Annotated in this window: 20 protein-coding genes and 2 tRNA genes; 8 read left to right on the top strand and 14 right to left on the bottom strand. The window is 65.1% G+C overall.

Annotated elements, in window-relative coordinates:
* The first annotated feature begins 162 nt into the window (after positions 1–162).
* Positions 163–1,521, top strand: coding sequence for a magnesium transporter (mgtE, locus tag SP6_RS06005; protein ID WP_007403602.1), 1,359 nt, complete (start codon positions 163–165; stop codon positions 1,519–1,521).
* A 5-nt stretch (positions 1,522–1,526) separates the two neighbouring features.
* Here the strand turns inward: mgtE and SP6_RS06010 are convergent, their stop codons facing one another.
* Complete coding sequence (locus tag SP6_RS06010; protein ID WP_007403478.1) at positions 1,527–2,387, bottom strand: glycoside hydrolase family 16 protein; 861 nt, start codon at positions 2,385–2,387, stop codon at positions 1,527–1,529.
* A gap of 71 nt (positions 2,388–2,458) precedes the next feature.
* Positions 2,459–3,262: an SDR family NAD(P)-dependent oxidoreductase gene (locus SP6_RS06015; RefSeq protein WP_007403409.1), complete on the bottom strand. Its 804-nt coding sequence runs from the start codon at positions 3,260–3,262 to the stop codon at positions 2,459–2,461.
* Between the two features lie 248 nt (positions 3,263–3,510).
* Between SP6_RS06015 and mgrA the strand changes: the two genes are divergently transcribed.
* From mgrA to SP6_RS06030, 3 genes are all read left to right on the top strand, one after another.
* Positions 3,511–4,599, top strand: coding sequence for an L-glyceraldehyde 3-phosphate reductase (gene mgrA / locus SP6_RS06020; RefSeq protein ID WP_037567475.1), 1,089 nt, complete (start codon positions 3,511–3,513; stop codon positions 4,597–4,599).
* A gap of 527 nt (positions 4,600–5,126) precedes the next feature.
* The gene (locus tag SP6_RS20005; RefSeq protein WP_007403560.1) at positions 5,127–7,172 is read left to right on the top strand and encodes an acyltransferase family protein; all 2,046 of its coding nucleotides are present in this window, start codon (positions 5,127–5,129) and stop codon (positions 7,170–7,172) included.
* Positions 7,173–7,267: 95 nt separating this feature from the next.
* Positions 7,268–8,548: an O-antigen ligase family protein gene (locus tag SP6_RS06030; RefSeq protein ID WP_007403284.1), complete on the top strand. Its 1,281-nt coding sequence runs from the start codon at positions 7,268–7,270 to the stop codon at positions 8,546–8,548.
* Between the two features lie 13 nt (positions 8,549–8,561).
* On the opposite strand, the gene SP6_RS06035 is transcribed toward SP6_RS06030, so the two are convergent.
* Positions 8,562–9,611, bottom strand: coding sequence for a glycosyltransferase (locus SP6_RS06035; RefSeq protein ID WP_007403448.1), 1,050 nt, complete (start codon positions 9,609–9,611; stop codon positions 8,562–8,564).
* 267 nt (positions 9,612–9,878) lie between these two features.
* On the opposite strand from SP6_RS06035, the gene SP6_RS06040 reads away from it, so the two are divergent.
* A complete protein-coding gene (locus SP6_RS06040; RefSeq protein WP_007403238.1) occupies positions 9,879–10,895 on the top strand; it encodes an LLM class flavin-dependent oxidoreductase in 1,017 nt (338 codons plus the stop codon).
* 98 nt (positions 10,896–10,993) lie between these two features.
* Here SP6_RS06040 and SP6_RS06045 read toward each other — a convergent pair.
* Together SP6_RS06045 and SP6_RS06050 are read right to left on the bottom strand one after the other, a co-directional pair.
* Positions 10,994–11,070, bottom strand: a tRNA-Arg gene (locus tag SP6_RS06045).
* A 34-nt stretch (positions 11,071–11,104) separates the two neighbouring features.
* Positions 11,105–11,181 (bottom strand) — tRNA-Arg (locus SP6_RS06050).
* A gap of 141 nt (positions 11,182–11,322) precedes the next feature.
* On the opposite strand from SP6_RS06050, the gene SP6_RS06055 reads away from it, so the two are divergent.
* On the top strand, positions 11,323–11,853 hold the full coding sequence (locus SP6_RS06055; protein WP_007403208.1) for a hypothetical protein: 531 nt from the start codon (positions 11,323–11,325) through the stop codon (positions 11,851–11,853).
* A 5-nt stretch (positions 11,854–11,858) separates the two neighbouring features.
* Here the strand turns inward: SP6_RS06055 and SP6_RS06060 are convergent, their stop codons facing one another.
* Entirely contained in the window at positions 11,859–14,063 is a 2,205-nt protein-coding gene (locus SP6_RS06060) for a class I SAM-dependent methyltransferase (protein ID WP_007403482.1), read from the bottom strand.
* Between the two features lie 20 nt (positions 14,064–14,083).
* A complete protein-coding gene (gene hemB, locus SP6_RS06065; protein WP_037567586.1) occupies positions 14,084–15,076 on the bottom strand; it encodes a porphobilinogen synthase in 993 nt (330 codons plus the stop codon).
* Positions 15,077–15,164: 88 nt separating this feature from the next.
* Between hemB and SP6_RS06070 the strand changes: the two genes are divergently transcribed.
* Positions 15,165–16,019: a diacylglycerol/lipid kinase family protein gene (locus tag SP6_RS06070; protein ID WP_007403403.1), complete on the top strand. Its 855-nt coding sequence runs from the start codon at positions 15,165–15,167 to the stop codon at positions 16,017–16,019.
* Between the two features lie 10 nt (positions 16,020–16,029).
* On the opposite strand, the gene SP6_RS06075 is transcribed toward SP6_RS06070, so the two are convergent.
* From SP6_RS06075 to SP6_RS06105, 7 genes are all read right to left on the bottom strand, one after another.
* Entirely contained in the window at positions 16,030–17,478 is a 1,449-nt protein-coding gene (locus SP6_RS06075; RefSeq protein WP_007403314.1) for an MATE family efflux transporter, read from the bottom strand.
* Positions 17,475–17,858, bottom strand: a complete 384-nt coding sequence (locus SP6_RS06080) for a hypothetical protein (protein ID WP_126053327.1) — start codon at positions 17,856–17,858, stop codon at positions 17,475–17,477. The genes SP6_RS06075 and SP6_RS06080 overlap by 4 nt, the downstream gene beginning before the upstream one ends.
* A gap of 71 nt (positions 17,859–17,929) precedes the next feature.
* Positions 17,930–18,808 carry a hypothetical protein gene (locus SP6_RS06085; RefSeq protein WP_007403232.1) on the bottom strand — a complete coding sequence of 293 codons (879 nt, stop codon included), beginning with the start codon at positions 18,806–18,808 and terminating at the stop codon, positions 17,930–17,932.
* A gap of 29 nt (positions 18,809–18,837) precedes the next feature.
* On the bottom strand, positions 18,838–21,486 hold the full coding sequence (gene alaS, locus SP6_RS06090) for an alanine--tRNA ligase (RefSeq protein ID WP_007403454.1): 2,649 nt from the start codon (positions 21,484–21,486) through the stop codon (positions 18,838–18,840).
* 47 nt (positions 21,487–21,533) lie between these two features.
* Complete coding sequence (locus SP6_RS06095) at positions 21,534–21,830, bottom strand: hypothetical protein (RefSeq protein WP_007403322.1); 297 nt, start codon at positions 21,828–21,830, stop codon at positions 21,534–21,536.
* Positions 21,827–22,507 (bottom strand): phytanoyl-CoA dioxygenase family protein, encoded by a 681-nt coding sequence (locus SP6_RS06100; protein WP_007403599.1) that lies wholly within the window; start codon positions 22,505–22,507, stop codon positions 21,827–21,829. The genes SP6_RS06095 and SP6_RS06100 overlap by 4 nt, the downstream gene beginning before the upstream one ends.
* The gene (locus SP6_RS06105) at positions 22,504–23,748 is read right to left on the bottom strand and encodes a M24 family metallopeptidase (RefSeq protein WP_007403309.1); all 1,245 of its coding nucleotides are present in this window, start codon (positions 23,746–23,748) and stop codon (positions 22,504–22,506) included. The genes SP6_RS06100 and SP6_RS06105 overlap by 4 nt, the downstream gene beginning before the upstream one ends.
* An 88-nt stretch (positions 23,749–23,836) precedes the next feature.
* Here SP6_RS06105 and SP6_RS06110 point away from each other — a divergent pair, with 88 nt between their 5' ends.
* Positions 23,837–25,168, top strand: a complete 1,332-nt coding sequence (locus SP6_RS06110; RefSeq protein ID WP_007403506.1) for a dicarboxylate/amino acid:cation symporter — start codon at positions 23,837–23,839, stop codon at positions 25,166–25,168.
* Positions 25,169–25,179: the final 11 nt, after the last annotated feature.

The raw sequence follows: 25,179 nt of genomic DNA on the forward strand, positions 1-25,179 counted from the left end.
GGTCGGGCGCAGATGGCCCATAGGCGCGGGAGCCCCCGCGTCGTTCCAGAAAGCGAGAACATGTCCAGCGACAGTTCCAGTAGCGCCGCACGCCTCGGGCCCGTTCGCTAGTTTTCGTAACTGGCTTTCGTCCGCCCGGGTCGTGCGGTCGAAAGGTTTGAAATGGTCAACGATCTGATTGCCGGCGTCGCCGCCGGTTTCCGTTCCTCGCGGCGCGGTCTGTCCATCGCCGATCTCGTCGATATGTTGCAGTCGCTATCGGTCGCGGAGGCGGCCGACGCCCTGTCGCAAATGCCTGATACGCGCGCGGTGGCGGTCCTCGATAGCCCTGAACTCCGCTGTGCATCGGAAATCCTGCCGCTGCTGACCACCACGCGCGCTGCCGCTTTGGTGTCGCAAATGGCGGAGGACCGCGCCGCAGACGTGCTGTCGGAGATGGACGAGGAGGAGGCGGAGGCGATCCGCGCCGCTCTTCCTGCTGCCGTCCGAGCCTCGATCGAAACCCTGTTGAGCTGGCCGCCGGACAGCGCCGGCGGCATGATGACCACCGAATATGTCGCGTGTCCGGCCGACGCGACCGTCGCCGAAGTGCTGGCGCATATCCGCACCGTCGAGCGCAGCCGTGAGACCGTCTATTCGGTCTTTCTGCTGGAGCCACAGGGCCGGCTGGTCGCGACCGTGTCGCTGCGCCAACTCATTGCCGCCGAGCCTGAATCGCGCGCGATCGATCTGGCGCGGGGCCATGATCCCGTAACGGTCGCACCGACCACCGATCGCGAGAAGGTCGCCGACCTGATCCGTCGCCACGACCTGCTGGCGCTGCCCGTCGTCGACGAGCAGGGCCGACCGATCGGCATCGTCACGGTCGACGACGTGCTCGACGCTTTGGTTGCGGCGCATACTGAAGACACGCAGAAATTCGGCGGCGTCGAGGCGCTCGACAATCCCTATCTGGAAACCAGCTTCTTGGCGATGATCCGCAAGCGCGCCGGCTGGCTGAGCATCCTGTTCTTCTCGGAGATGCTGACCGCCAGCGCGATGCAGCATTTCGAATCCGAGCTGGAGCGCGCCGTCGTGCTGACCCTGTTCATCCCGCTGATCATGAGCTCGGGGGGCAATAGCGGCAGCCAGGCGACCTCGCTGATCATCCGTGCGCTGGCGCTGGGCCAGGTGCGGGTGCGCGACTGGTGGCGGGTGGCGCTGCGCGAACTGCCGGCAGGGCTGACGCTGGGGGCGATCCTGGGCCTGTTGGGCATGGCGCGGATCGCGCTGTGGCAGACGCTGGGCTTCTACGACTATGGCGCGCATTGGGGGCTGGTCGCGGCGACGGTCGGCACCGGGCTGGTCGGGATCGTGACCTTCGGCTCGCTGGCGGGATCGATGCTGCCCTTCGTCCTGCAACGGCTGGGCTTCGACCCGGCCAGCGCTTCGGCGCCGTTCGTGGCGACGTTGGTCGATGTGACCGGGCTGGTCATCTACTTTACGATCGCATTGGCCATCCTGTCGGGGACGTTGCTGTAAACCCTTTACGGGTTCGACTTCCAATACCGCACATAGTCCACGCGCATGGCCTGCGGCAGGGCGGCATCATCGACGCCCTGCTCGCCACCCCAGTCGCCACCGATCGCCAGGTTGAGGATCAGGGCATAGGGCCGGGTGAAGGGCCAGGCCGCCGCACCGCCCGGCCGGTCGTTGCGCACCTTCATATAGGCGCGTCCATCGACGCCGATCGTGATGGCCTGCGGCGTCCAGTCGAGCTGATATCGGTGATAGGCGGTGCAGGCATCGGCGACCCGCGTCTCCGCCCCGCGTTGCGTGCCGCGTACGTGATTATAGGCAGCGGAGTGGATCGTTGCATGGATCACATTAGGGTTCCAGCCGACCATCTCCATGACGTCGATCTCACCCCCCGCCGGCCAGGGCGCGCCACCCGTCGGCAACAGCCAGATGGCAGGCCACATGCCACGCCCGCAGGGCAGCTTGGCGCGTATCTCGTAAAAGCCGTAACCCAGCGTCTGGCGTGTCACCAGCTTGGCGGAGCTATAGGCCTGCCCACCCCAATCGGGTTCGTCCTTCAACGCCTCACGCCGCGCCTGCAGCACCAGCGATCCATCCTCAATCCGCGCGTTGGAGCGATCGGGACCGGCATAATATTGCAGCTCATGATTATACCAGCCGGCTTTGTTGCGATCCGTGTCCCAGCCCCAGCGGCTGGGATCGATCCGGCTCGTGAATTCATCGCCGAAACTGGGGGCGCGATCGGGGGGCGCCATAGGACCATCGGCCGCATAGTTGGTCGCTCCCAGCGATCCGGTCTCGACCTGCTGGCCCACTGCGCTGTTCGCCAGCAACGCCACCGATGCCAGCACCACCCAATGCCTCTTCATGCCCTGCCCTCTCCGTTTTGCGGCGACTGTCCTCCGAGCGGAGCAGCCGCGCAACCGAAAAGGGCGAAGGGTCACCCGGCGATGGTGAAAACGGACCCCGAGTCCACACGGATACCCGCGCCATTGATGAAGCTCGCCCGCTCCGAACAGAGAAAGGCGACTGCGGCGGCGGCCTCTTCGGGGCGGCCGCGCCGCTTCAGGACCATGCCCGGCCGCTCTTCCTCCAGGAAGCTGTCGATCGCCTCGTCGAAGCTGGTGCCCTTTTCCTCGGCCCGTTTCTCCATCATCTTGTCGGTCATCGGGGTCGCTATGAAGGCCGGCGACACGGTGTTCACCAGCACATTGTCGCAGCCATAGGCCTTGGACAGACCCTTGGCGAGGCTGAGGATACCTGCCTTCGCCGCACAATAGGGAAGCTCGTCGATATAGGGCTGGACCGCGTCCTCCGAGGCGAACAGCACGATCCGACCCCAGCCCTGGGCGCGCATCGCTGGGATCGCCTCGCGGCACATGCGCACCGCGCCCATCAGGTCGATGTCGAGCGTCTCCTGCCAGCCGGCATCGTCGATCTCCAGGAAATCGCCGGTGGCGCCGGTCACGCCGGCCGCGTTGACATAGATGTCGGGATCGCCCAGCCGCTCGCGCACCTCGCGCCAGATGGCGGAGACCTCATCGGGCTTGGTCACGTCGCCAGTGACCGCAATCACTTCGCCCAGCGGCTCCAGTTCGGCGACCGCTTCGTCGATCGTCCCACCCGGCTTGTCGGTCAGCGCGACCCGCACGCCGGCCTCCAACAGGAAGCGAGCGGTTTCCTTGCCCATACCCGAATCCGATCCGCTGATGAGCGCGATGCGCCCCTTGATCCCCAGGTCCATCGTCTCTCTCCTTGCTCGATCGGCATGAAACCCGGTGAGACGCCATCGCGCGCCGTCACCTGGGTCAATAACCTGGCCATGAAGAGCCGAGCAGGAATAGGGTTCCTACACCGCGCCCAATAAGTCGCTAAGAAAACCCGGAACGCCGGCCCACCCGACCCGTTCGGATGGGGTCCGCGATCTTATCCCAGGCCATTGGCGAGCAGAGCCCGGCCGGGATAGATGGTCGCCCATTTCGAGGATCCGCCATGCCCTTCCCCACGCCTTATACCGCCGATGCCAACCGTTACGAGGCCGGCATGCCCTATCGCCGCGTCGGGCGCAGCGGGTTGCGCTTGCCGGCGATCAGCCTAGGGCTGTGGCAGAATTTCGGCGGCACCGATGTGTTCGAAACCGGCCGCGCGATCCTTCGCCGCGCCTTCGACCGCGGGGTCACCCATTTCGATCTCGCGAACAATTACGGCCCCCCTTATGGCTCGGCGGAGGAGAATTTCGGGCGTGTGCTGGCCGCCGATTTCGCGCAGCACCGGGACGAACTGATCATCTCGACCAAGGCCGGATGGGATATGTGGCCGGGGCCCTATGGCGATATCGGCTCGTCGAAGAAATATCTGATCGCCAGTTGCGAGCAGAGCCTGAAGCGCATGGGCGTCGACTATGTCGACATCTTCTATTCGCACCGCGTCGACCCCAACACACCGCTGGAGGAAACGATGGGCGCGCTGGTGCAACTGCACCGGCAGGGCAAGGCGCTCTATGTCGGCCTCTCCTCCTACGAACCCGGCCTGACCCGCCGTGCGGCCGCGATCCTGGCCGAGGAGAAGGTGCCGCTCTTCATCCACCAGCCGAGCTATTCGATCCTGAACCGCTGGATCGAGCGCGAACTGCTGTCGACGCTGGAGGATCTGGGTACCGGCTGCATCGCCTTCTCGCCGCTGGCGCAGGGCATGCTGACCGACAAATATCTGAACGGCGTGCCCCGGGATGCCCGCGCCAATCGCGGCGGTTCGCTGTCCCAGTCGCTGCTGACCGAGGGCAATCTGGCGGCGATCCGCCGCCTGAACGAGATTGCCGGCGCGCGCGGGCAGACACTGGCGCAGATGGCGATCGCCTGGGTGCTGCGCGATCCGCGCGTGACCTCGGCCTTGATCGGCGCGCGCACGGTCGAACAACTGGATGACTCGCTCGACGCGGTGCGGCGGTTGGACTTCGCGTCGGAGGAACTGGCGGCGATCGATCAGGCGGCCGAGGATGGCGGGATCAACCTGTGGGCGGAATCCTCCGACATCGTCGCCATGCCGGCGGCACAGGGCATTCCCGCCACGTCTTCGCGCTGACGCCGATCTCTATCAGCACCGGTCGGGCCGCCGAGCGACAGCGGTCACGGCCGGCGCCAAGGGAATTGCGCCTGAATGGATGTATCCGTCCCAAAGACGAACACATCATGTTCCGCCCGCCCATTCTACAAAGGGATTTGCCAAGCAGAAAAGGATTTACCGCCACACCTTTGCTTGCGACGTTCGGGCGAAGAAACCCTATCCATATCACTGTTTTATCAAGCCTTTTTGCCCTTCCATAGATCCAATCGCCTGCGTTCCGCCCGCTCTTTTGTTGGCATCGGGAATACGAATAGCGTTGCGCGAAGAGGCAGCATTGCCCTGGATAGGACCGCCCCATCCGCGTTGCGGCGCAGGGGTGGCTTATCTAAGCCCGACCTATCCAAGGGGCGGGGACAATCATGGGCTTTGATATTGCGCGATCGGGAAACGCGTGTGTTGCAAGGGGGATTTGCGCGGTGCGGGACAGCGATGCCCGCTCCACCCTTTGCCCCTCGTGCCGCGCCTGACGCGGACGGACGGCCATCATGTCCTCTTCCACCCATAGCGCCACTTCCGCCGAGCATTTTCTGCGTCCATCGTCCTTCACGGGCACCGAAGAACGCTCCGCCCATGCCGATCAAGCGTCCGCCGCCCCGCTTCAACCCAGCAAGATCGCCTATCGCGCCGATATCGATGGCCTGCGCGCCCTGGCGATCGTGCCGGTGGTTCTCTTCCACGCCGGGGTCGAGCTGTTCCGCGGCGGCTTTGTGGGCGTCGACGTCTTCTTCGTCATTTCCGGGTTCCTGATCACGACCGGTCTGCTGCAGGACGCGTCGATCACCCGCTTCTATGAGCGCCGCCTGCGCCGCATCCTGCCGGCGCTGACGGTGATGCTGGGCGTGTCGACGATCGCGGCGCTGGTCATTCTCCTGCCGGGCGATCTGTTGGCCTTCGGCAAGAGCATGGGATCGGCCCTGCTGTTCGGGTCGAATGTCTATTTCTGGCGGCAATCCGGCTATTTCGCGACGATTACCGAGACTTGGCCGCTGCTCCACACCTGGTCGCTGGGTGTTGAAGAGCAATTCTACATCTTCTTCCCGCTTTGCATTCTGGTGCTGGGGCGCTGGCGGCGTCGCGTCCTGCCGATCGCCATCGTGGCGATGATGGCCGCGTCCTTCTGGGCGGCGCAGTTTCTGGTCGGCAACATGAAGGGGGTCATGGCCTTCTACCTGATGCCGTCGCGTGCCTGGGAATTGCTGCTCGGCTCGCTGCTGGCGACGGGGATCGTGCCGACGATCCGCCATCGCATGATCGGCGCTTTGGCCGCGCTGGCCGGTGTCGCCATGATCCTCTTCGCCGTCCTGACCTATAGCGCCGCGACGCCCTTTCCGGGCCTGAGTGCCGTGCCGCCGGTGCTCGGCTCCGCGCTGATCATCTGGGCGGGGCAGAGGGGCGAGCATGGTCTGTCGTCGATCCTGGGCAGCCCGCCGCTGCGGTTCGTCGGGCTGATCTCCTACTCACTCTATCTCTGGCATTGGCCGATCTTCGCGTTCCTCCGCTATGCCGCCATCGATCCGATCACCCCTGCCGTCGCGACCATGGCGGTCGTCGCCTCGGTCGGCGCGGCCTTTTTGTCGTGGCGCTATGTCGAACGCCCCTTCCGCCACCTGAACTCGCGCGCGAAAATATGGGGATGGTCCGCCGCCGCCGGTGGCGTCATGGCCCTGGCGAGCGCGGCGCTGATCGTGAGCCATGGTTTTCCGCAACGCTTCTCGCCCCAGATCGTGGCGCTGAACGCCGATCAGGACGACAGCTGGCGCTGTAGCCCCTCGTCCTTCGTCCGACTGGGCGGCTATTATGCCTGCGCCATCGACCTCCCTTCACGCGACGTTCGCAAGGCCGATGTCATCCTGTGGGGTGACAGCCATGCGCAGATGTATGTCCCGGCGCTCCGGGCGGCCCTGCATGGACGCTCCGCCCTGCTGGTCAACGCCTATGGCTGCGCCCCGACCGTGAGCGGCGGACAGGACGCCGATTGCGCACAGGTCCAGAACCGCAATTTCCGCGAGATCGCGGCACTCCCCGCCAAGACCGTGATCCTGGCGCAGAATTGGCCGCAATATCGCAACGAAGTCGGCAAGCAACGCGGCGGGGCCACGCCCGCCGACCAGCGCTTCCTGCCCGCCGCACGCCGCTTTGCCGAGACGGTCGATGCCCTTCGCGCGGCAGGCAAGACGGTCTATGCCCTGACCGCCATTCCCAATCCGGAATATGAACTGCCCAGCGTCGTGTCGCGCGACCTGGCCTTTCATGGTCAGCCACGCCATCCAACCGGCGTGAACGGCGCCGATTTCCGCCGGGATTTCGCCAATGTCCTGGCCACCGAGAACCGGCTGGTGGCGGAGGGCAAATTGTCGCTGATCGATGTGCGGAAGTTCATCTGCCGCCGCGACACCTGCGATTATATCCAGGACGGCCATAGCGTCTTTGCCGATCATGGCCATGTGACCAACGCCTTCGCCCATGCCATGGGCCCAACCTTCGATGCGGCGCTGCCCCCGGCCAAGACCCCGGTCGAGGCCAAGCCGTGATGGGCCGTTCCCCTGCCCTGACCGGTGCTCGTCACCCCCATGCAAACTGGGCTGCTAACCGGGCTCCGACTACCGCGCGCGGGTTCGGCGGATGGATGATCGCGCCCTTTTCGGGGCTGGTCTTCCTGCTGCTGACGGTCCGGTTCGGGATGGACCGCGTGCTGATGAGCACGTCCATCTCACTGGGCTCGGCCAATTTCACGTTGGGCATTCTGTTCAATTTCGCCTTCGTGTTCATCGCCTTCGCCCTGCTCGGCTTCACGCTGTTCTCGAACCGTGCGATGCAGTCGGATGCCGCCGTTCCGCTGGCCTTGTGGCTGCCCTTTCTGGTCTCCCTGTTCGGATCGGTGATCTACACGGCCTATCCGGTCGACGGGATCAAGTTCTTCTGGAACGTCCTGACCTTCTTCTGCCTGTTCGTGATCGGCTATCATTACAGCCGCTATTTTCCGATTGGACGGATCGCCGAGATCATCATCCTGACCGGCATCTTCCCGATCTTGATCTCGATCCTCTATTACGCCATCGATGGGTTCGGCGAGCGTCTGCAGGGCGCGGCGGGCCATCCCAACATGCTGGCCTTCTTCCTCTTCTTCTATGTCAGCTTCTGCTATCATGGGCTGATATGGGGATGGATCAAGGGCCGGGCCATTCGCCATGTCGCCATCGTCTTTTGCGGGCTGGCGACACTCGAGCTGCTGCTGACCGGGACCCGCTCGGCCTTTATCGCCCTCTTCGCGTTCATTCTGGTGTCGACGCTCCGTCGCCCCATATGGCTGTTGATGGTCCTGCCCGCGCCTTTGCTGGCACTCGCCATCCCCAGCGTGAACGAACGGATTACCGAGGTCTTCCACTCCAAGCCGACCGTCAGCTATGAATATTTCGTCGCGACGGCGCGCGGCGACACCGATGCCGAGGGCGGGGTGGAAGCGGATTCCGGCACTTGGCGGGTCTTTCTCTGGAAAGCCTCCTGGCCTGTCATTCTGGAGGCGCCACTGCTCGGCCATGGCGCCTATTCCTTCCTGCCCAGCTCGCAGCAATTCTTTCCGCTGAACGCCTCCGGGGGATCGGGCGCGCATAACATCTTCGTGCAGATCACCTTCGAACAGGGCTTTGTCGGGCTGGCGGCCTATCTTTGGCTGATCTTCGGGATATGCGTGCTTGCGGTCGTGCGGTTCCGCCATGACCCGGGGCTTGCGACCTTCATCATCATGCTGAACCTGAGCTTCAACGTCGCCGGCCTCAGCGACAACATGCTCTATTATCTGATCGACCAGATCTACATCTGGTTCGCCCTGGGCATCACATTGGGCCTGCTTATGAAGGCGCCCTTGCCGAAAAGGCCGATCGCGCAGCGGGTTCAGCCGCCTCGCTGACCGTCATGGCCCATCAATGCGATGGGCCATGCACTTCCGCCGGATAGCCATCGAGCCTGCGCAGGTCCTTGGTCCCCTGGCGTACCAGATGTGAGGCAATGACCCGCAGGTGCGACAGATAGGCCGACAGGCTATGCCGGCGCTCGACCAGGGCGGCCGCACGCTGGCGAATGGCGTCGACCGCCGACTGGTTGCCCGGATCCTCGGCCCAACGGATCGCCTCGGCAAAGGCCTCCGGCGTACTGTCGACGACCAGCCCCGTCTCGCCATCATCGATATAGTCGCGCACGCCCCGCACATCGTTGACGATGACCAGCTTTTCCAAGAGCATCGCATTCAGATAGGTCTGCTGACCGGCGCTGCGGGTCGACTGTTCCAGCGGAACGACGACGTGCCGGGCACCGCGCAGTTCGTCCATATAGACATGGTGCGGCAGCGATCGGCAGAGTATATTGGCCGGCAGGTCTTCCTCACGGTAAGAGGTGGCCATGCGCAGTTCCATGTCAAGACCGCGGAACGCCGCCGTGATCAGCGGGTAATTGCGCAGTGAATTGCCGCCCGCAAACACATAATTGCCCTGCCAGCGCGGCTGATGCTTCTCATGCATGGTGTGGCAAAAGGGCGTGAACACCACCCGCTCCGCATCCACCTTCCACCGCTCGGCGAATTCGGCTCGTTCGGAGGAGGACAGGACGCAATAGATCGTCTTGTCATGGTCGATCAGGCGAACCATGGATTTCGACAGCAGCGGCATGACCCAGGACAGCCACGGCGCCCGCTTCTCCAGCGCACGGCTCTTCTGCTCCCAGGTACAATCGACCAGGACCACCCAGGGCCGTCGCCCGCATCTCAGGACCAGCGCGGCCAGGAGATCGCAATAGCGGTCGGCAAAGCCCAGCGCGCCATTCAGGATGACGACGTCCTTGTGGCGGCTCTCGCGCCGGATCGCGCGCAGATAGCCCAGCAGTCCGACATTCCGCCGATCGATCAGATGAACGTCACGCCAGACCGCCCGATCGCTCCAGAGCGACGACGCCACCCGTCCCTGATCCACCGTCATCATGCCAAGCCCCCCGGATAGCCAGGCCGGAGCGCATCGATCATCCGAACGCTTCCGGCATTGCCGGTCGTCTATCCACCGCCCAGAGCGCACTCAACATGGGGTTACCCGCCGCTATGGCAGGCGGCCGAAACTTGTCCCCTTATGGTTCAAATCTCCCGGTAGGCCATGCCGAACAGGACGGTGCACCCGAGCTGGAAAGGCTGTGTTTCGCGAAACAACGCATGCCGCCCTGATGCACAGGGCCGGAGCCTCGCCTATCTTGGAGGCATGAAAAAGATCGGTTTCCTGTCCTTCGGCCATTGGTCCGCCTCGCCCCATTCCGCCACGCGTTCGGCACAGGATGTGCTGCTCCAGTCGATCGACCTTGCGGTCGCGGCGGAGGAACTAGGCGCAGACGGCGCCTATTTCCGGGTCCATCACTTCGCGCAGCAGCTCGCCTCGCCCTTCCCGCTTCTGGCGGCCGTCGGTGCGCGGACATCGCGGATCGAGATCGGCACCGGCGTGATCGACATGCGCTATGAAAACCCCTTCTACATGGTCGAGGATGCCGGATCGGCCGACCTGATCAGTCGAGGGCGCTTGCAATTGGGTATCAGCCGCGGCTCGCCCGAGCAGGTGATCGAGGGCTGGCGCCATTTCGGCTATGGCCCGGCGGAAGGAGAGACCGACGCCGATCTGGGCCGTCGCCATGCCGAGGTGTTTCTGCACCTGCTCAAGGGCCAGGGCTTCGCCAAGCCGAATCCGCGCCCGATGTTCCCCAACCCGCCCGGCCTATTGCGGCTGGAGCCGCATTCCGACGGTCTGCGCGACCGCATCTGGTGGGGCTCCGCCTCCAACGCCACGGCGATCTGGGCAGCCAAGCAGGGCATGAACCTGCAAAGCTCGACGCTGAAGGCCGATGAAAGCGGCGAGCCCTTCCACGTCCAGCAGGCCAAGCAGATCCGCGCCTATCGCGAGGCCTGGACGGCGGCCGGTCACACACGCCAGCCCCGCGTCTCGGTCTCCCGCTCGATCTTCGCGCTGACCACCGATCAGGATCGCGCCTATTTCGGGCGGGACGACAGCAGCGACCAGGTCGGCATCATCGACAATATGCGCGCCGTGTTCGGACGCTCCTATGCCGCCGAACCCGACCGGCTGATCGAACAGCTTCGTGCCGATGAAGCCATTGCGGAGGCCGATACGCTGTTGCTCACCGTCCCCAACCAATTGGGCGTGGCCTATAATGCGCATGTGATCGAAAACATCCTGCGCCATGTCGCGCCGGCCCTTGGCTGGCGCTGATCCTGACAGGCGTGCCCCGGCCGCGTGCCGGGGCGGCGCATAGACTTGCGCGCGACGGCCCGATGCGGGGTCATCGATCGATATTATGGGAAAGAAAATGGCGCGCCCGGAACGATTCGAACGTCCGACCCTCAGATTCGTAGTCTGATGCTCTATCCAGCTGAGCTACGGGCGCGCGGTAGGTCGATGAAGACCTGAATGTGATCCACTGGCGCGCCCGGAACGATTCGAACGTCCGACCCTCAGATTCGTAGTCTGATGCTCTATCCAGCTGAGCTACGGGCGCGCTGTGGAGGTGGGCTCTTAGAAGTCGTTTCGGATTGTGGCAAGGCCCTTTGCACGGTTATCCACAATTTCTTCGCGCAAGGCACGCATTGACCTTTGTGGCATTTTGCCTTCGCGTCTTCCGCGTCTAGGGTGATCCGCAATGATCCATGCTTCCTTCCGCCCCCGCCCGGCCCGGTCCTGGCTGATCCTCGGCGCCGCTCTGGCCGTGTCGCTGACCGGCTGTTCCCGCGATACCACCACCTACCCCTCGCTCGCGGTCCGGCCTGCCGAGAAACAGGGTTTCGCCGAGCCGGAGGTACCACCGGTCGTGCTCAAGCCCGACCCCGCGCTGGATACCACGATCGCGGCGCTGGGCGACCGACTGGATGCGATCGAAGGTGAGTTCGCCAAGGCCTATGACCAAGCCCGCGCCAGCGCCGGCAAGGCGCATGGCCAGTCGGTGGGCAGCGAGGCGTGGCTGACCGCGCAGACCGAGTTGGCGACGCTCGACGAAATCCGCGCGCGGACCTCCGCGATCCTCGCCGAGATCGACGACCGCGCCATTGCCCGCGCCGCCGAGTTGCAGCCCGACTATCCCGCGCTGGTCGCCCTGCGCGCCCGGGCCGCGCAGCTTGTCGAGCGCCAGGGCGGTCAGATCGCCACGCTCTCGGCCAGCCTGCCGAGCGCCTGAGCCGCTCAGAACCGGCGTATGAAGGGCAGGACGGTCGAATAATCGTCCGTCCAGGCCCGCAAGCCCGCCGGAGCGGTGACCTTGGTCCAGTCGCCGCCCTGCTCTTCGAGTTTCTCCAACACGCGCACGTCACGCGACAGGGCAAGCCAGATCGAATTCGTGGCCTGCGCCTCCCGGTCCAAGTCGGAGGGAATATAGGCCATCTTGCGCACCGCCCAGCCCCCGTCACGCGCCGCCGCCGCCACGATCGGCTCCAGATCGACGAACCGATTGGAAATATGCACGAGCAATAGCCCCTGCGGCGACACTATCCGGCCATAGGTCTGGAACGCCTCGCGCGTCAGCAGATGCGCAGGCACGGCATCGGACGAAAAGGCATCGAGCGCGAGGATATCCAGCGTGTCGGATGCCTCCTGCCCCAGGCGGATGCGCGCGTCACCGATACGGATCACTGGTCGCGGCAGGCAATGGCGCAGATAGGTGAACTGACCCGTATCGCGCGCGATGCGAACGATGACGGGATCGATCTCGTAGAAGCGCCAAGCTTGGCCGGGACGCGCGTAGCAAGCGAGCGTCCCCGTACCCAGGCCGACAACCCCAATCCGAGCCGCCGGGCCATAGAGCATAGGCGCCGCACGCATCGCTCGCCCCACGCCGGAGTACGCCGCATAATAGGTTGTCGGGGTCCGTTCACGCCGTTCCGAGCCCCGCAATTGAATGCCATGGACGGTCGCGCCATGATCCAGTTCGCGATACCCCGCCCCATCACGCACGGTATAGACACCAAAATAACTGCGCATCCGCGCGTCATGCTCCATCGACAATGATAAGGCCCGATAGCCGCCGAACAGGATGAGTGCACCGGCGAGGAGCAGGGTAAAGCCCAGCCGAGCGCCGATCGTCAGAAAGGCGAGGAATGCCATAACGAGAAACGCCGTACCCTGCCGCTCTTCGCCGAACCAGTTGGCTGGACCGACAAGCCGCAGGTCGAGCAACAACCCCACCATGATGGCAAGCGCGACCAGCATCCCACGATGATGTCGCCGCCACATCCGGCGCAGCCCCTCAGTCATGAACTGCTGCGGGATAAGCGCACCCGCCGCCAGGATCAGCAGCGGATATTCATAGGTCCAGTCGAATAGCACTGGCGCCAACAGCCCAGCGAATACGCCACCCAGCACGCCGCCGACCGCCATCCACAGATAAAAGCCCGTCAGCCGATCGGCGGCGGGTCGTGCGCGATAAAGTGCGGTATGCAACGCGACCGACACCATGAAGAGCAGCAACAAGGCGATGGCCGCATTGAAATAGGGCCGCTGCGGATGGCCCTCCATGATGATCCCGCCGAACAGCAAGAGCGTCACGGGTGCGATGCGGGTCAGAGTGTCCGCTACACCCCGGCGCGTTGCAAAGGCGATGATGAAGCTGAGCAGATACAAACCCAGCGGCAACACCCAGAGAAGCGGCATCGCCACGATATCGGTGGTGATATAGGTCGAGGTTGCCAGCACCAAACCCGACGGTACCGCCGAAAGCGCGATCCACAGAGCAATCCGCTTCGGTCCGGGGGCAGGCGATGCAGCCGCCACCAGCGGTTCGCCGCGCGCGACCGCCGGCAGGCGCGTCGCACAGGCCAGAACGAGCAACGCCAGCAATCCATAGCCCGCCGTCCAAATCAGGCTCTGGGCATGAAGCGCCATGCTCGGCTCGACCAGCAATGGATAGGCGATCAGTCCGGCAAAACTACCCAGGTTGGAGGCGGCATAGAGCGCATAGGGATTTCGCCCCGGTTCGGCGAGCGCGAACCAGCGTTGAATGAGCGGCGCCTGGGCGGAGACGGCAAAGAAAAGTGGCCCGATCGACAGACCTAGTAGCCAGGGCACCCATAGGGCCGGCTCGGCATCGGCGGAAGGCTGCACCGCGATCAGCCCGATCGGCAACCATAAGGCAGCAAGCAGCAACACGGCCAGATGGATCGCCGCCTGCACGCGCGGTCGCCAGCGTCCCAGAACATGGGCATAGGCGTATCCACCGAGCAGCAACGCCTGATAGACCAGCATTGCCGAGTTCCAGACGGCAGGCGCGCCGCCTAGGCGCGGTAGCGCCATGCGCGCGACCATCGGTTGAACCAGGAACAGCAGGAACGACCCCGTCAGGATCGTCGCGACGAACAACGGACGCGCCAGGCGCGCGGCCAGCGAACCGGACATGGCGAACGTAACGCTTCGGATCAGGCGTTCAGCAGACGCGCGGCATGCGCGGCATGATAGGTCAGCACCCCCGAACAGCCGGCACGCTTGAACGCCATCAGCGTCTCCAGCACCATTGCATCTCGATCGGCCGCGCCGGCCGCCACCGCCGTCTCGATCATCGCATATTCGCCCGACACCTGATAGGCGAAGGTCGGCACCCGGAACTCCTCCTTCACCCGGCGAATGATATCGAGATAGGGCAGGCCCGGCTTCACCATCACGCTGTCCGCGCCCTCCGCGAGGTCGAGCGCCACTTCACGCAGCGCTTCCTCGGCATTGGCGTGATCCATCTGATAGGTCTTCTTGTCACCCTTCAGCAGGCCGCGCGTGTTCACCGCATCACGGAACGGGCCATAAAAGGCGCTCGCATATTTGGCGGCATAGGCCATGATCTGGACGTTCGCGAAGCCCTCGGCCTCGAGGGCGTTTCGGATCATGCCGATCCGCCCGTCCATCATGTCCGACGGCGCGATCACATCCGATCCGGCCCGCGCCTGGGTCAGCGCCTGCTGGACGAGCGCATCGGCAGTGCTGTCATTGACGACATAACCCGCGTCGTCGACCAGCCCGTCATGGCCGTGGGTCGTATAGGGATCAAGCGCGACATCGGTCAGCACGCCGATCTCGGGCACCGCATCCTTGATCGCGCCGATCGCGCGGCACATCAGATTGTCGGGATTCAGCGCCTCGCGTCCATCATCACTTCGCAGATGCGAGGGGGTGTTGGGAAACAAGGCCAGGCAGGGAATGCCCAAATCGGCCGCCTCACGTGCCCGCGCCACGATCCCATCGAGCGACCAGCGCGACACGCCGGGCAGGCTGGCGATCGGCTCCTCTACCCCCTGCCCCTCGGTCACGAACAGCGGCCAGATCAGATCGGCCGGGGTCAGCACCGTTTCGGCATGAAGCCGCCGGCTCCAGGCGGAAGCGCGGGTACGGCGAAGGCGAAGCGCGGGATAGGAAGCGGTCATCATATTGGCATTTGGGGGATCATACCGCGCTTGCCAAGCGTTGCGCGGGCGAAAGGAACCCAGGTTGAGAGAGATACGATCGGCCGCCATGGTGGTGAACGCCAAGTCCCGGCGGGGCCAGGCCCTTTTCCGTCGGGCCTGCACCGCGCTGTCCGACCTGCCATACGAGGTGGACGCGCGGGCGGTCGAGGACCCGAAGGATTTGGAGCCGACCGTCCGCGAATTGCTGGCTACCAAGCCCGATCTGCTGATCCTGGGCGGTGGTGACGGTACGATCAGCGGCCTGGTCGACCTGATGGTCGGGCATGACGTGATGCTGGGCGTATTGCCGCTCGGCACCGCGAACAGCTTCGCGCGATCGCTCGGCATCCCGCTCGATATCGAGGGTGCGGTGGAGGTCATCCGCACCGGCCGACCGCGCCGCATCGATCTGGGCATGATCGATAATGACTATTACGCCAATTGCGCCGCGATGGGGATCAGCCCCAAGATCGCAGAGACCGTGCCCCATGGCCTGAAGCGGGTCGCGGGGCGGCTGGGCTATCTCGGCTGGGCGGCCTATCAGTTCCTGCGCTTTCGGCCCTTCACCCTCATCGTCGAGCAGAATGGCGAGCGGGAACGGCTGCGGGTGGTCGAGGTCCGCATCTCTAACGGTCCCTATCATGGCGGCACCGAGCTGGTGGAGTCAGCGGAGGTCGATTCGGGCGAGATCGTCGTTCAGGCGGTGTGCGGCCATGTGAAACGCCGCCTGCTCGTCAACTGGGCCGCCAGCATCCTGCGCAGCGACTATCGCAAGGAAAAGGTGCGCGAGTTCCGGGGGCGCGAAATCCGGATCAACACCATCCCGCCGCTGCCCATCTCGATCGATGGCGAGGTGCTGGCCCGCACGCCGGTCACGGCCCGGATCGCGCCGGGGATCATCGAGGTGATCGCGCCGGCGTGATCGGCACGGGTCAGCCGACCGGCATCGGCTTGTTGGTCGCCTGCCCCTCCGCCAGCGCCTGTTCCTCGCATTCCTCCTTGCCGGCCGCAGTAGCCATCCGGCCCTTGCGCCAGCCACCATGGCGGTAATAGCCGATCGTCATCAGCATCGACGCCAGCGAACCGGCCGGAAAGCTCCACCAGATCGCATCCGCCCCCAGGCTCGGCTCCAGCAGATTGGCGAGGCCGAAGCGGACCGGGAACATGGAAATGGCCAGGATCACCAGCGGCCCCACGACCGCCCCGTTGGCGCGCACCGTCGCCGCGAGCACCATCGATACGCCGAACAGGATGAAGCTCCATCCGCCGATCAGGTTGATCTGGGTCGCGATGGCGATCGCCCCCTGCTCATTGCCCAGAAACAGCCACAGGACATGCCGGTCGAGCAAGGTCACGGCCAGCACCAGCACGCCGGTCAGCAACAGGTTCATGCGCAGCCCCGCGCGGGTGATCCGATCGACCCGGTCCCATTGCCCCGCCCCGATATTCTGCGCCGCCATCGCGCTGACCGCCGCGCCCACCGCCATGGCCGGCATCTGGATATAGGTCCAAAGCTGGTTCGCCGCGCCATAGGCCGCCGTGGTCGAGGTGCCGTGGCGGTTGACCAGCCCCATCATCGCCAGCGCCGAGGTAGAGACGACCAGCATCTGAAGCCCCATCGGAAAGCCCTTGACCACGATGGTCTTCAGCAAGGCCGGGGTCGGGATCAGATAGCGCCATTCCGCTCCACGCAGCCGAATGACCAGATCCTTGGCATAGAGATAGGTCACCAACGCCAGGAGCGCGCCGCTATTGGCGATCAGCGTGGCGATCGCCGACCCCTCGATCCCCAGCGCCGGGACGGGGCCCAGTCCCAGGATGAAGACAGGGTTCAACACCACGTCGAGCCCCGAGCCCAGCGCCATGAACTTCAACGGCGTGATCGAATCGCCCACACCTCGCAGCGCCATGGTCAGCAGCACAGAGAGGAAACCCGGCGGCATCGCGACGAAGATCACGCGCAGATAGGCCAGCGCCAGCGGAAACACCTCCGCCGGGGTTGCCAGGGCGCGCAGGATCGCGGGTGCGGCTAGCCAGCCGACGACCACGGTCACGATCGAGATCACCGCGAACAGCCCCAGTGCCGACCCCAGGACTCTGCGCACCGCATCGACATCGCGTCGCCCCATATTCTGGCCGATCAGGATCGTGGCCGCCATGCCGAAGCCGAACGTCGCCGCGACGAGCAGGAACATGATGATATTGGCGTTGGTCGTGGCCGCCAGCGCCCGCTCACCCAGAAACTGCCCAATCCAGATCGCGTTGATCGACCCGTTCAGCGATTGCAGCACGCTCGATCCCAGCGTCGGCAGTGCGAATAGCAGCAGGGTGCGGCCGATCGGCCCGGCGGTCAGATCGCGGCGTCCGCTTGGGGGTGTCACGCTTTTTTCTCTCCGGCGAGTATTCCATCTTCGATGAAACGCATCATCGCGGCATATGGGAACCCTAGCGTACGATAGCCCTGCCACGAATAGAGACGGCCCAGCTTCATGCCGAGCCGCTCGGCATTGCCCGGAATGTGCTCGGCGATCGGTAGGGCGACGTTGGTGGCCAGTCCGCGACTTGCAATGCACACCGGCCTGGTCAGGGAAGAGAACGGCTGGTGGCTGGCGGAATAGCCCGCAATGGCGGCGAACCCGCGCAAGGTCTCGCGCTCTGAAAGCAAAGGCCGTGTAGTGTCCACAACCGGGCCTGGATCAGGCGGTGCCGTCGCCTGTGCGCCGGCGCTGGATCCCGATGATGCGGCAATGAGCATCGCCAAAGCTTGGACAAGCCATGCCCTTATTCCAGTCCGCCACTCGAAACGATCCTGAGCCCTTCCGTCGTGCGGCGTCATTCCGTCGCGGCTTCCTGTTGGATCGTGCGAGCCATATTCGCCACCTGCTGCGATGCCAACGCATGAGGTGGTGACTGATAGAGCCCCTTCAAAAGACCTCGATCGAAATCGGTCAACTCTGCCGGGGGCGCGGCATCCTTGTCGAACAGCGTCAGGATACTGGGCATCGCCATATCCGCGACCGGACGCGTCGCCGCCATGCCGCGCATCACGGCGAAATCCGCAATCTGCCCCAGCGTCTTGTTGAGCAGCGCCTTTTTCTCGATCACCACGACCGAGGCTGCGATATCCTGCCGGATCGGGGTCAACAGGCGGGACGCCGCACCGACTTTCAGCTCGAGCCAATTGTCTTGCTGGAATGGCTGATCGCCATCACGAGACACGCGGATCGCCGCGTTCCACGCATAAACGGGGCCGGGCGACTTCAGAATGCGGCTTACCGCCGGGCGCGTCAGGTCGCCGAAAATCTCCGGCGACTGTGTCCGCAGGCGGAGCAATTGCGCCTGGGGATCGTCGGCAAAAAGGACCAGGATATTGGGCCGGCAGCCATCCGGCGCCATCCGCATTCCGAGCGACTGGACGGTCGCCATCATCCGCCGCAGGATTTCCTCGCTGGCCGCGACGGGCAGTCCCGCCGTGCCGATGCAGACCGGCTGGCGAAACCGCATCAACGGCATGTCCGACCGGGGATGACCCGTCACCGCGCCGATCTGTTGCCGGACCTCGGCCTTTTGCGGGATGGGGCGGGCGGTCACGACGACCGGATCGTCGCCAGTGGCCGCCGCAGTCTGAGGTTCAGCCGTTTGTGCGGAAAGCGGCATGGGCAAGAGAAGCATGGCCCCCGATAGCAGGGCCGTCGTCACGCTCTTGTCCATTGCCACTCTCCCTTGGCAGTCGTCGAATATTACCCCGCCAGCGCGTCCCGTACCGCCTGGAGCGCCTCGGCGCCCTTGGTGCCGTCAGGGCCACCGCCCTGCGCCATGTCGGGACGGCCGCCGCCGCCCTGCCCGCCCAGCGCGGCCACCGCCTTGCGCAGCAGGTCGACCGCATTGTGCTTGGCCGTCAGGTCGTCGGTGACGCCGACCGCCACCGAGGCACGACCGTCATTGACCGCGACCATCACGGCGACGCCCGAGCCGCCCAGACGCTGCTTGGCATCGTCCACCGCGCCGCGCAGCCCCTTGGCCTCGAAGCCGTCGAGAACTTGGCCGATAAAAGCCACGTCACCGATCTGCTCCGGCCCGGCCGCCGCGCCACCAGCCCCGCCGCCCATGGCGAGCGCCTTCTTGGCCTCGGCCAGTTCACGCTCGAGGCGGCGGCGCTCTTCCACCAGGGCCGCGATGCGTCCAGGCACCTCATCGGGGGTGGTCTTCAGCGTCGCGGCGGCGGCCTTCAGCATATCGTCGCGGTGCGACAGATAAGCACGCGCACCCTCACCGGTCAGCGCCTCAACCCGGCGAACGCCGCTCGACACCGCGCCTTCCGACACGATCTTGAAGACACCGATCTCACCCAGCGCGTTCACATGCGTGCCGCCGCACAGTTCGAGGCTATAGGTGCCGTCGGCATCTTCGCCCATCGATACGACACGAACCTCATCGCCATATTTCTCGCCGAACAGCGCCATGGCGCCCATTTCGATCGCTTCGTCTGGGGTCATCAGGCGTGTGACGACCGGGCCGTTGCCGCGCACCTGTTCGTTCACCTTGGCCTCGACCTCGGCGATATCGTCGGCGGTCATGCCGACCGGCTGCGAGAAATCGAAACGCAGCCGTTCGGGCGCGACCAGCGAGCCCTTCTGCGCGACGTGCGTGCCCAGACGCTGGCGCAGCGCCTCGTGCAGCAAATGCGTCGCCGAGTGATTGGCGCGGATCGCGGCGCGGCGGGTGGTGTCGATCGCCAGCTTGACGCTGTCGCCGACCTTGATCCCACCTTCCTGGATTTCGGCATTATGCACGAACACGCGGCCGAGCTGCTTGGAGGTGTCGGTGACGACCGCCTTCAGCCCGGTATCGCTGGAGATCGTGCCGCTGTCGCCGACCTGGCCACCGCTCTCGCCATAGAAGGGCGTCTGGTTGACGATGATCGACACGGTATCGCCCGCGCCTGCGCTATCGACCCGCGCACCATCCTTGACCAGCGCCAGCACTTCACCCTCGCCGGTGTCGGAGGCATAGCCCAGAAACTCGGTCGAGCCCGTCTCTTCGGCGATGTCGAACCAGACGTCATCCGACGCCTTCGCGCCCGACCCCTTCCAGGCGGCACGCGCGGCGCGCTTCTGCTCGGCCATGGCGGCATCGAAGCCCGCGCGGTCGACCGACAGGTTCTGCGCGCGCAGCGCATCTTCCGTCAGGTCGTAGGGGAAACCATATGTGTCGTAGAGCTTGAACGCCGTCTCGCCCGCCAGCGTCGCGCCGGGGGCCATGCCTGCGGTCGCTTCGTCGAGCAGCTTGAGGCCCTTATCCAGCGTCTGGCGGAAGCGCGTCTCTTCCTGCTTCAAAGTGGCTTCGATCAGCGGCTGAGCGCGGACCAGTTCGGGATAGGCCGCGCCCATCTCGGCGACCAGCGCCGGGACCAGCCGGTGCATCAACGGCTCCTTGGCGCCCAGCAGATGCGCATGGCGCATCGCGCGGCGCATGATGCGGCGGAGCACATAGCCGCGCCCTTCATTGGCAGGCAGCACGCCGTCGGCGACTAGGAAACCGGCCGAGCGCAGATGGTCGGCGATGACGCGATGCGACGCCTTCTGGCCATCCTCGGCCTTGGTATGGGTCAGTTCGCACGAAGCGGCGATCAGCGCCTTGAACGTGTCCGTGTCGTAATTGTCGTGCACGCCCTGCAGGACGGCGGCGATCCGCTCCAGCCCCATGCCGGTGTCGATCGACTTCTTGGGCAGTTCGCCGACGATCTCATTGGCTTCCTGCTCGAACTGCATGAAGACCAGGTTCCAGATCTCGACGAATCGGTCGCCATCCTCCTCGGGGCTGCCGGGAGGGCCGCCATAGATATGGTCGCCGTGATCGTAGAAGATTTCAGAGCACGGACCGCATGGCCCATTCTCGCCCATCGCCCAGAAATTGTCCTTGGTCGGGATGCGGATGATCTTGTGATCGGGGAGGCCCGCGATCTTCTTCCACAGGTCGAACGCCTCGTCATCGGTGTGATAGACGGTGGCGGTCAGCTTCTCAGCGGGGATACCCCAGACCTTGGTCAGCAGGGTCCAGGCATGGGTGATCGCCTGTTCCTTGAAATAATCGCCGAACGAGAAATTGCCCAGCATTTCAAAGAAGGTATGGTGCCGCGCGGTATAGCCGACATTGTCGAGATCGTTGTGCTTGCCGCCGGCGCGCACGCACTTTTGCGAGCTGGTCGCGGTCGAATAGGGGCGCGTCTCCAGGCCGGTGAACACGTTCTTGAACGGCACCATGCCCGCATTCACGAACATCAGCGTCGGGTCGTTCTGCGGCACGAGCGGCGCGGACGGCACGATCTGGTGCCCTTGCGAACCGAAATAGTCGAGAAAGCCGCGGCGGATGTCGTTGGTCGAGGTCATGAAACGCGACTTAGGCGAGGTTTCGCGCCCGCTCAAGCGCTCGCGCGTCAGGGGTGTTCCATCGCATCGGCCCGGAGGGCGGGACGGCGCCACCAAAGATACCAGATCAGCGTGAAAGCCAGCGCGTCGCCGACGAACCGCCCGACCGGATGACCGGCCATGTCCGCCACGTCTTCGAAGCGCCCCAGTGTGAGGCCCAGGACGAACAGAAAGGCAGGCAGCCGGGGTGCGTCGACGTCGAAGACGCGCTCGAGCAGCCATCGGACCACGATACAGGCGATGACGACGTTCATCAGGCCATTGGCCAGGCCAACGAACAGGTCGGTGACCAGTGTGACGTTCATGATGTTCTCCCCCGCCCGTCCGTGCCCCAGCGCAGACCACCGGGCAAGTCATCCGCCGACAAGTCAATCTGCAAGACCCGCCGATGCCGCCCCGGCCGCGCCCGTGCCGAACCGTGAAGGATCAGCGTGCGATAGAGCCAGACCGATCCCGCCTCCGCGAGGCACATCGCCTCACCATATTGTTCGATCACGTCAGCGATCCGCGCTTCGGCGATCAGACCCAGCCGGTGCGATCCCGGCGCGACCATGAGCGGCGCATTGTCGATATCGACCGCATCGAGGTGGAAACGCACCGTCAGCATCCGTGCCAGCAGCGAGACCAGTGGCGCGACATGGACGCGACCCTGCTTCACCGTCCATGGCCCGAAACCCTCAGCCTCGCACCGCTCCGCCACTTCAATGGTACGATCCTGGTGCCAGCCCAGTGCCCAGTTCGCGCCATCCTGCTTGTCGAACAGAATGGCCCGAACAAGCCGCATATCTTCGCCCAATAGGGCCGCCGTCGCCGTACGGAGACGCCTTACCCCCGCCAGATCGCCCGCGCGAGCCGAATCGATCCGCTGCCCCGGGCATCCGCTCGGCCAATTCACGAAAAGTGCCGCCAATTCGGCGCGCTCCTCGTCATCGAGGCGCGAGGGCCAAAGCGCGCAGCCCCGTTCGTCCAGTTCGGCTATCATCCGATCGGCGCGTCGATCGACGTCGGCGGCTTGGAAAACCAGACCGGCCCACTGTCAGCCATATGGAAGCAATCCTCCAACCGGATGCCGAACTTCCCCGGCAGGTACAGCCCCGGCTCGTTGGAGAAGCACATGCCGGGCGCGAGTGGCATCGCCTCGCCGCGTACCAGATTGACCGGCTCGTGCCCGTCCATGCCGATGCCGTGGCCGGTCCGGTGGGAAAGGCCCGGCAGGCGATAGTCTGGGCCATAGCCTTCTCGTTCGTAGAAGCGCCGCACCGCATCATCGATGCTACCCGCCGGCGCCCCGATCCGCGCCGCCGCGCGCGCGACCTGCTGCCCCTTCGCCACCGTGTCCCAGACCTTGCGCTGCTCCGTCGTCGCGCGGCCATGGACCCAGCTTCGCGAAACGTCGGACTGATAGCCCTGCACCGTGCAGCCGCAGTCCATCAGCACGACCTGGCCGTCCGCCACCCGGTGGACCTGCTTGCTACCGTGCGGATAGGCCGAGGCTTCGCCGATCAGCGCCATGCTGAATTCGGGATTGCCGCCCAGCTTGCGGGTCGCAGCGCTCATCAGTGCCCCGATGTCCGCACCGGTCATTCCCGCCTCGACCCTGGGGTGGAGCCAGCGATAGGCCGCCATGGTCACATCGGTCGCGACCTGCATGAGCGCGATCTCGGCGCGGGTCTTCACCATCCGGCACCCGCGCACCACCGGGTTGGCCGAGACGAGGCGGGTGCCCGGCAGCGCCTTTTGCAGCCCGTCAAAGGCGAAGAACCGCGCCGTCTCCTCGATGCCGATCGGCCGGCTCGCCAGTTTGCGATCGCGCAAGTAACCCGCGACGACGGCCAGCGGGTTCTGATCCTCCTGCCACACCCGCACCTCGGCGGGGATGGCCAGCGTTTCGCGGACCGAGGGCTCCTCGAAAAAAGGCGTGACGATACATGGCTCGCCCTCGACCGGCAGGATCGCGGCGGTCAGCCGCTCGCTGCGTCCCCAACGGACGCCGGTGAAATAGATCATGGTCGATCCCGGCTCGATCAGGATCGCGCCGATGCCGTTCGCCTTCATCAGCGCTTGCGCCCGCGACAGCCGCCGGGCGCGTTCGGCCGCGTCGATCGGAACCGCCCCGGTGGTGATATCGCGCAGGTCCGCCAGATCGGGCTCGGCCGCACGCAACAGGCCCGGCCGGACGAGAAGCGGCAGGGCGGCGGCCGCGATCATCGCGCGGCGGGACATCAGGGTCTGCATGACCGCGATGATAGAATTCTTGACCTGAGCGCCGCAATGCCCTTGGCTCGCGCGCGAAATCTATATTGGGGTATGCATGGCCAAGCGGCTGACCTTGTACATCTTCATCGGGCTGGTGCTCGGCCTGATCGTGGGCCTGGCGCTCAACCTGTCGCTCGACGACGGGAGCGCGACCGCGACCGAGCAGCTGAAGACCATCGCCGGCTATTTCGCGATCGTCACCGGGCTGTTCCTGCGGCTGATCAAGATGATCATCGCCCCCCTGGTCTTCGCCACTTTAGTGTCCGGCGTCGCGCAGATGGGCGATACCAAGGCGCTGGGCCGGATCGGCGTGCGCTCGCTCGCCTGGTTCCTCTCGGCGAGCCTCGTCTCGCTCAGCCTGGGCATGATCCTGGTCAACCTGCTCCAGCCGGGCGTCGGCATCAACCTGCCACTGCCCGCCGTCACCGCCGATAGCGGCGTGGTGAAGGCCGGGTTCGACCTGCAGAAATTCGTCACCCACCTCGTCCCCGCTTCGCTGATCGAGGCGATGGCGACCAACGAGGTGTTGCAGATCGTCATCGGTTCGCTGTTCCTCGGCGTCGCGATCACGGCGGTGGGTGAGCTCGCCGCGCCGCTGGTCCGCGCGGTCGATGCGCTGGTCGCGGTGATGCTTCAGGTTACCGACTATGTCATGCGCGTCGCGCCGATCGCGGTGTTCGCCGCCGTCGCCGGCACGCTGGCCGAGCGGGGGCCGAGCGTCATCGGCAAGCTCGCCTATTTCATGGGCAGCTTCTATCTCGGGCTGTTCCTGCTCTGGCTGGTCCTGATCGGTATCGCCACGCTGTTCATCGGCGGGCGCATCCGCGAGTTGCTGGCGCATATCCGCGCGCCGCTAATCCTCGCTTTTTCGACCGCCTCGTCCGAAGCCGCCTATCCCCGCATCCTGGAGGGGCTGGACCGATTCGGCGTGCCGCCGCGCATCGCCAGCTTCGTGTTGCCGCTGGGCTATTCGTTCAATCTCGACGGCTCGATGATGTACATGACCTTCGCGGCGCTGTTCATCGCCCAGGCCTATGGCATCGACCTGTCGATCGGGCAGCAGATCACGATGCTGCTGGTGCTGATGGTCACGTCGAAGGGGATTGCGGGCGTGCCGCGCGCCTCGCTCGTCGTGATCGCGGCGACGATGCCGCTGTTCCATATCCCCGAGGCGGGGCTGCTCCTGATTCTGGCGGTGGATCATTTCCTCGACATGGGCCGTTCGGCGACCAACGTTATCGGCAATGCGGTGGCGAGTGCGCTCATCGCCAAATGGGAGGGGCCGTTCGATCCGCCCGAGCCGGTGGATGTGCCCTCGCTCAAGGCACCATCCGGCACCCCCACAGAACCCGCCCCCGACAGCTTCCGTCAGATCGGCGGCCACTAAGCGCCGGCCCC

This window comes from Sphingomonas paucimobilis NBRC 13935 (assembly GCF_000739895.2).
Classification (GTDB): Bacteria; Pseudomonadota; Alphaproteobacteria; order Sphingomonadales; family Sphingomonadaceae; genus Sphingomonas; species Sphingomonas paucimobilis.

Bases quoted from the DNA above. Each gene is read 5' to 3' on its own strand.
- SP6_RS06040 (WP_007403238.1), top strand. From the start codon at position 9,879: ATGAAAAAGATCGGTTTCCTGTCCTTCGGCCATTGGTCCGCCTCGCCC.
- SP6_RS06110 (WP_007403506.1), top strand. From the start codon at position 23,837: ATGGCCAAGCGGCTGACCTTGTACATCTTCATCGGGCTGGTGCTCGGC.
- SP6_RS06030 (WP_007403284.1), top strand. From the start codon at position 7,268: ATGATCGCGCCCTTTTCGGGGCTGGTCTTCCTGCTGCTGACGGTCCGG.
- SP6_RS20005 (WP_007403560.1), top strand. From the start codon at position 5,127: ATGTCCTCTTCCACCCATAGCGCCACTTCCGCCGAGCATTTTCTGCGT.
- SP6_RS06055 (WP_007403208.1), top strand. From the start codon at position 11,323: ATGATCCATGCTTCCTTCCGCCCCCGCCCGGCCCGGTCCTGGCTGATC.
- SP6_RS06035 (WP_007403448.1), bottom strand. From the start codon at position 9,611: ATGATGACGGTGGATCAGGGACGGGTGGCGTCGTCGCTCTGGAGCGAT.
- SP6_RS06100 (WP_007403599.1), bottom strand. From the start codon at position 22,507: ATGATAGCCGAACTGGACGAACGGGGCTGCGCGCTTTGGCCCTCGCGC.
- SP6_RS06060 (WP_007403482.1), bottom strand. From the start codon at position 14,063: ATGTCCGGTTCGCTGGCCGCGCGCCTGGCGCGTCCGTTGTTCGTCGCG.
- SP6_RS06015 (WP_007403409.1), bottom strand. From the start codon at position 3,262: ATGGACCTGGGGATCAAGGGGCGCATCGCGCTCATCAGCGGATCGGAT.
- alaS (WP_007403454.1), bottom strand. From the start codon at position 21,486: ATGACCTCGACCAACGACATCCGCCGCGGCTTTCTCGACTATTTCGGT.
- SP6_RS06010 (WP_007403478.1), bottom strand. From the start codon at position 2,387: ATGAAGAGGCATTGGGTGGTGCTGGCATCGGTGGCGTTGCTGGCGAAC.
- SP6_RS06105 (WP_007403309.1), bottom strand. From the start codon at position 23,748: ATGTCCCGCCGCGCGATGATCGCGGCCGCCGCCCTGCCGCTTCTCGTC.
- mgrA (WP_037567475.1), top strand. From the start codon at position 3,511: ATGCCCTTCCCCACGCCTTATACCGCCGATGCCAACCGTTACGAGGCC.
- hemB (WP_037567586.1), bottom strand. From the start codon at position 15,076: ATGACCGCTTCCTATCCCGCGCTTCGCCTTCGCCGTACCCGCGCTTCC.
- mgtE (WP_007403602.1), top strand. From the start codon at position 163: ATGGTCAACGATCTGATTGCCGGCGTCGCCGCCGGTTTCCGTTCCTCG.
- SP6_RS06095 (WP_007403322.1), bottom strand. From the start codon at position 21,830: ATGAACGTCACACTGGTCACCGACCTGTTCGTTGGCCTGGCCAATGGC.
- SP6_RS06070 (WP_007403403.1), top strand. From the start codon at position 15,165: ATGGTGGTGAACGCCAAGTCCCGGCGGGGCCAGGCCCTTTTCCGTCGG.
- SP6_RS06085 (WP_007403232.1), bottom strand. From the start codon at position 18,808: ATGGACAAGAGCGTGACGACGGCCCTGCTATCGGGGGCCATGCTTCTC.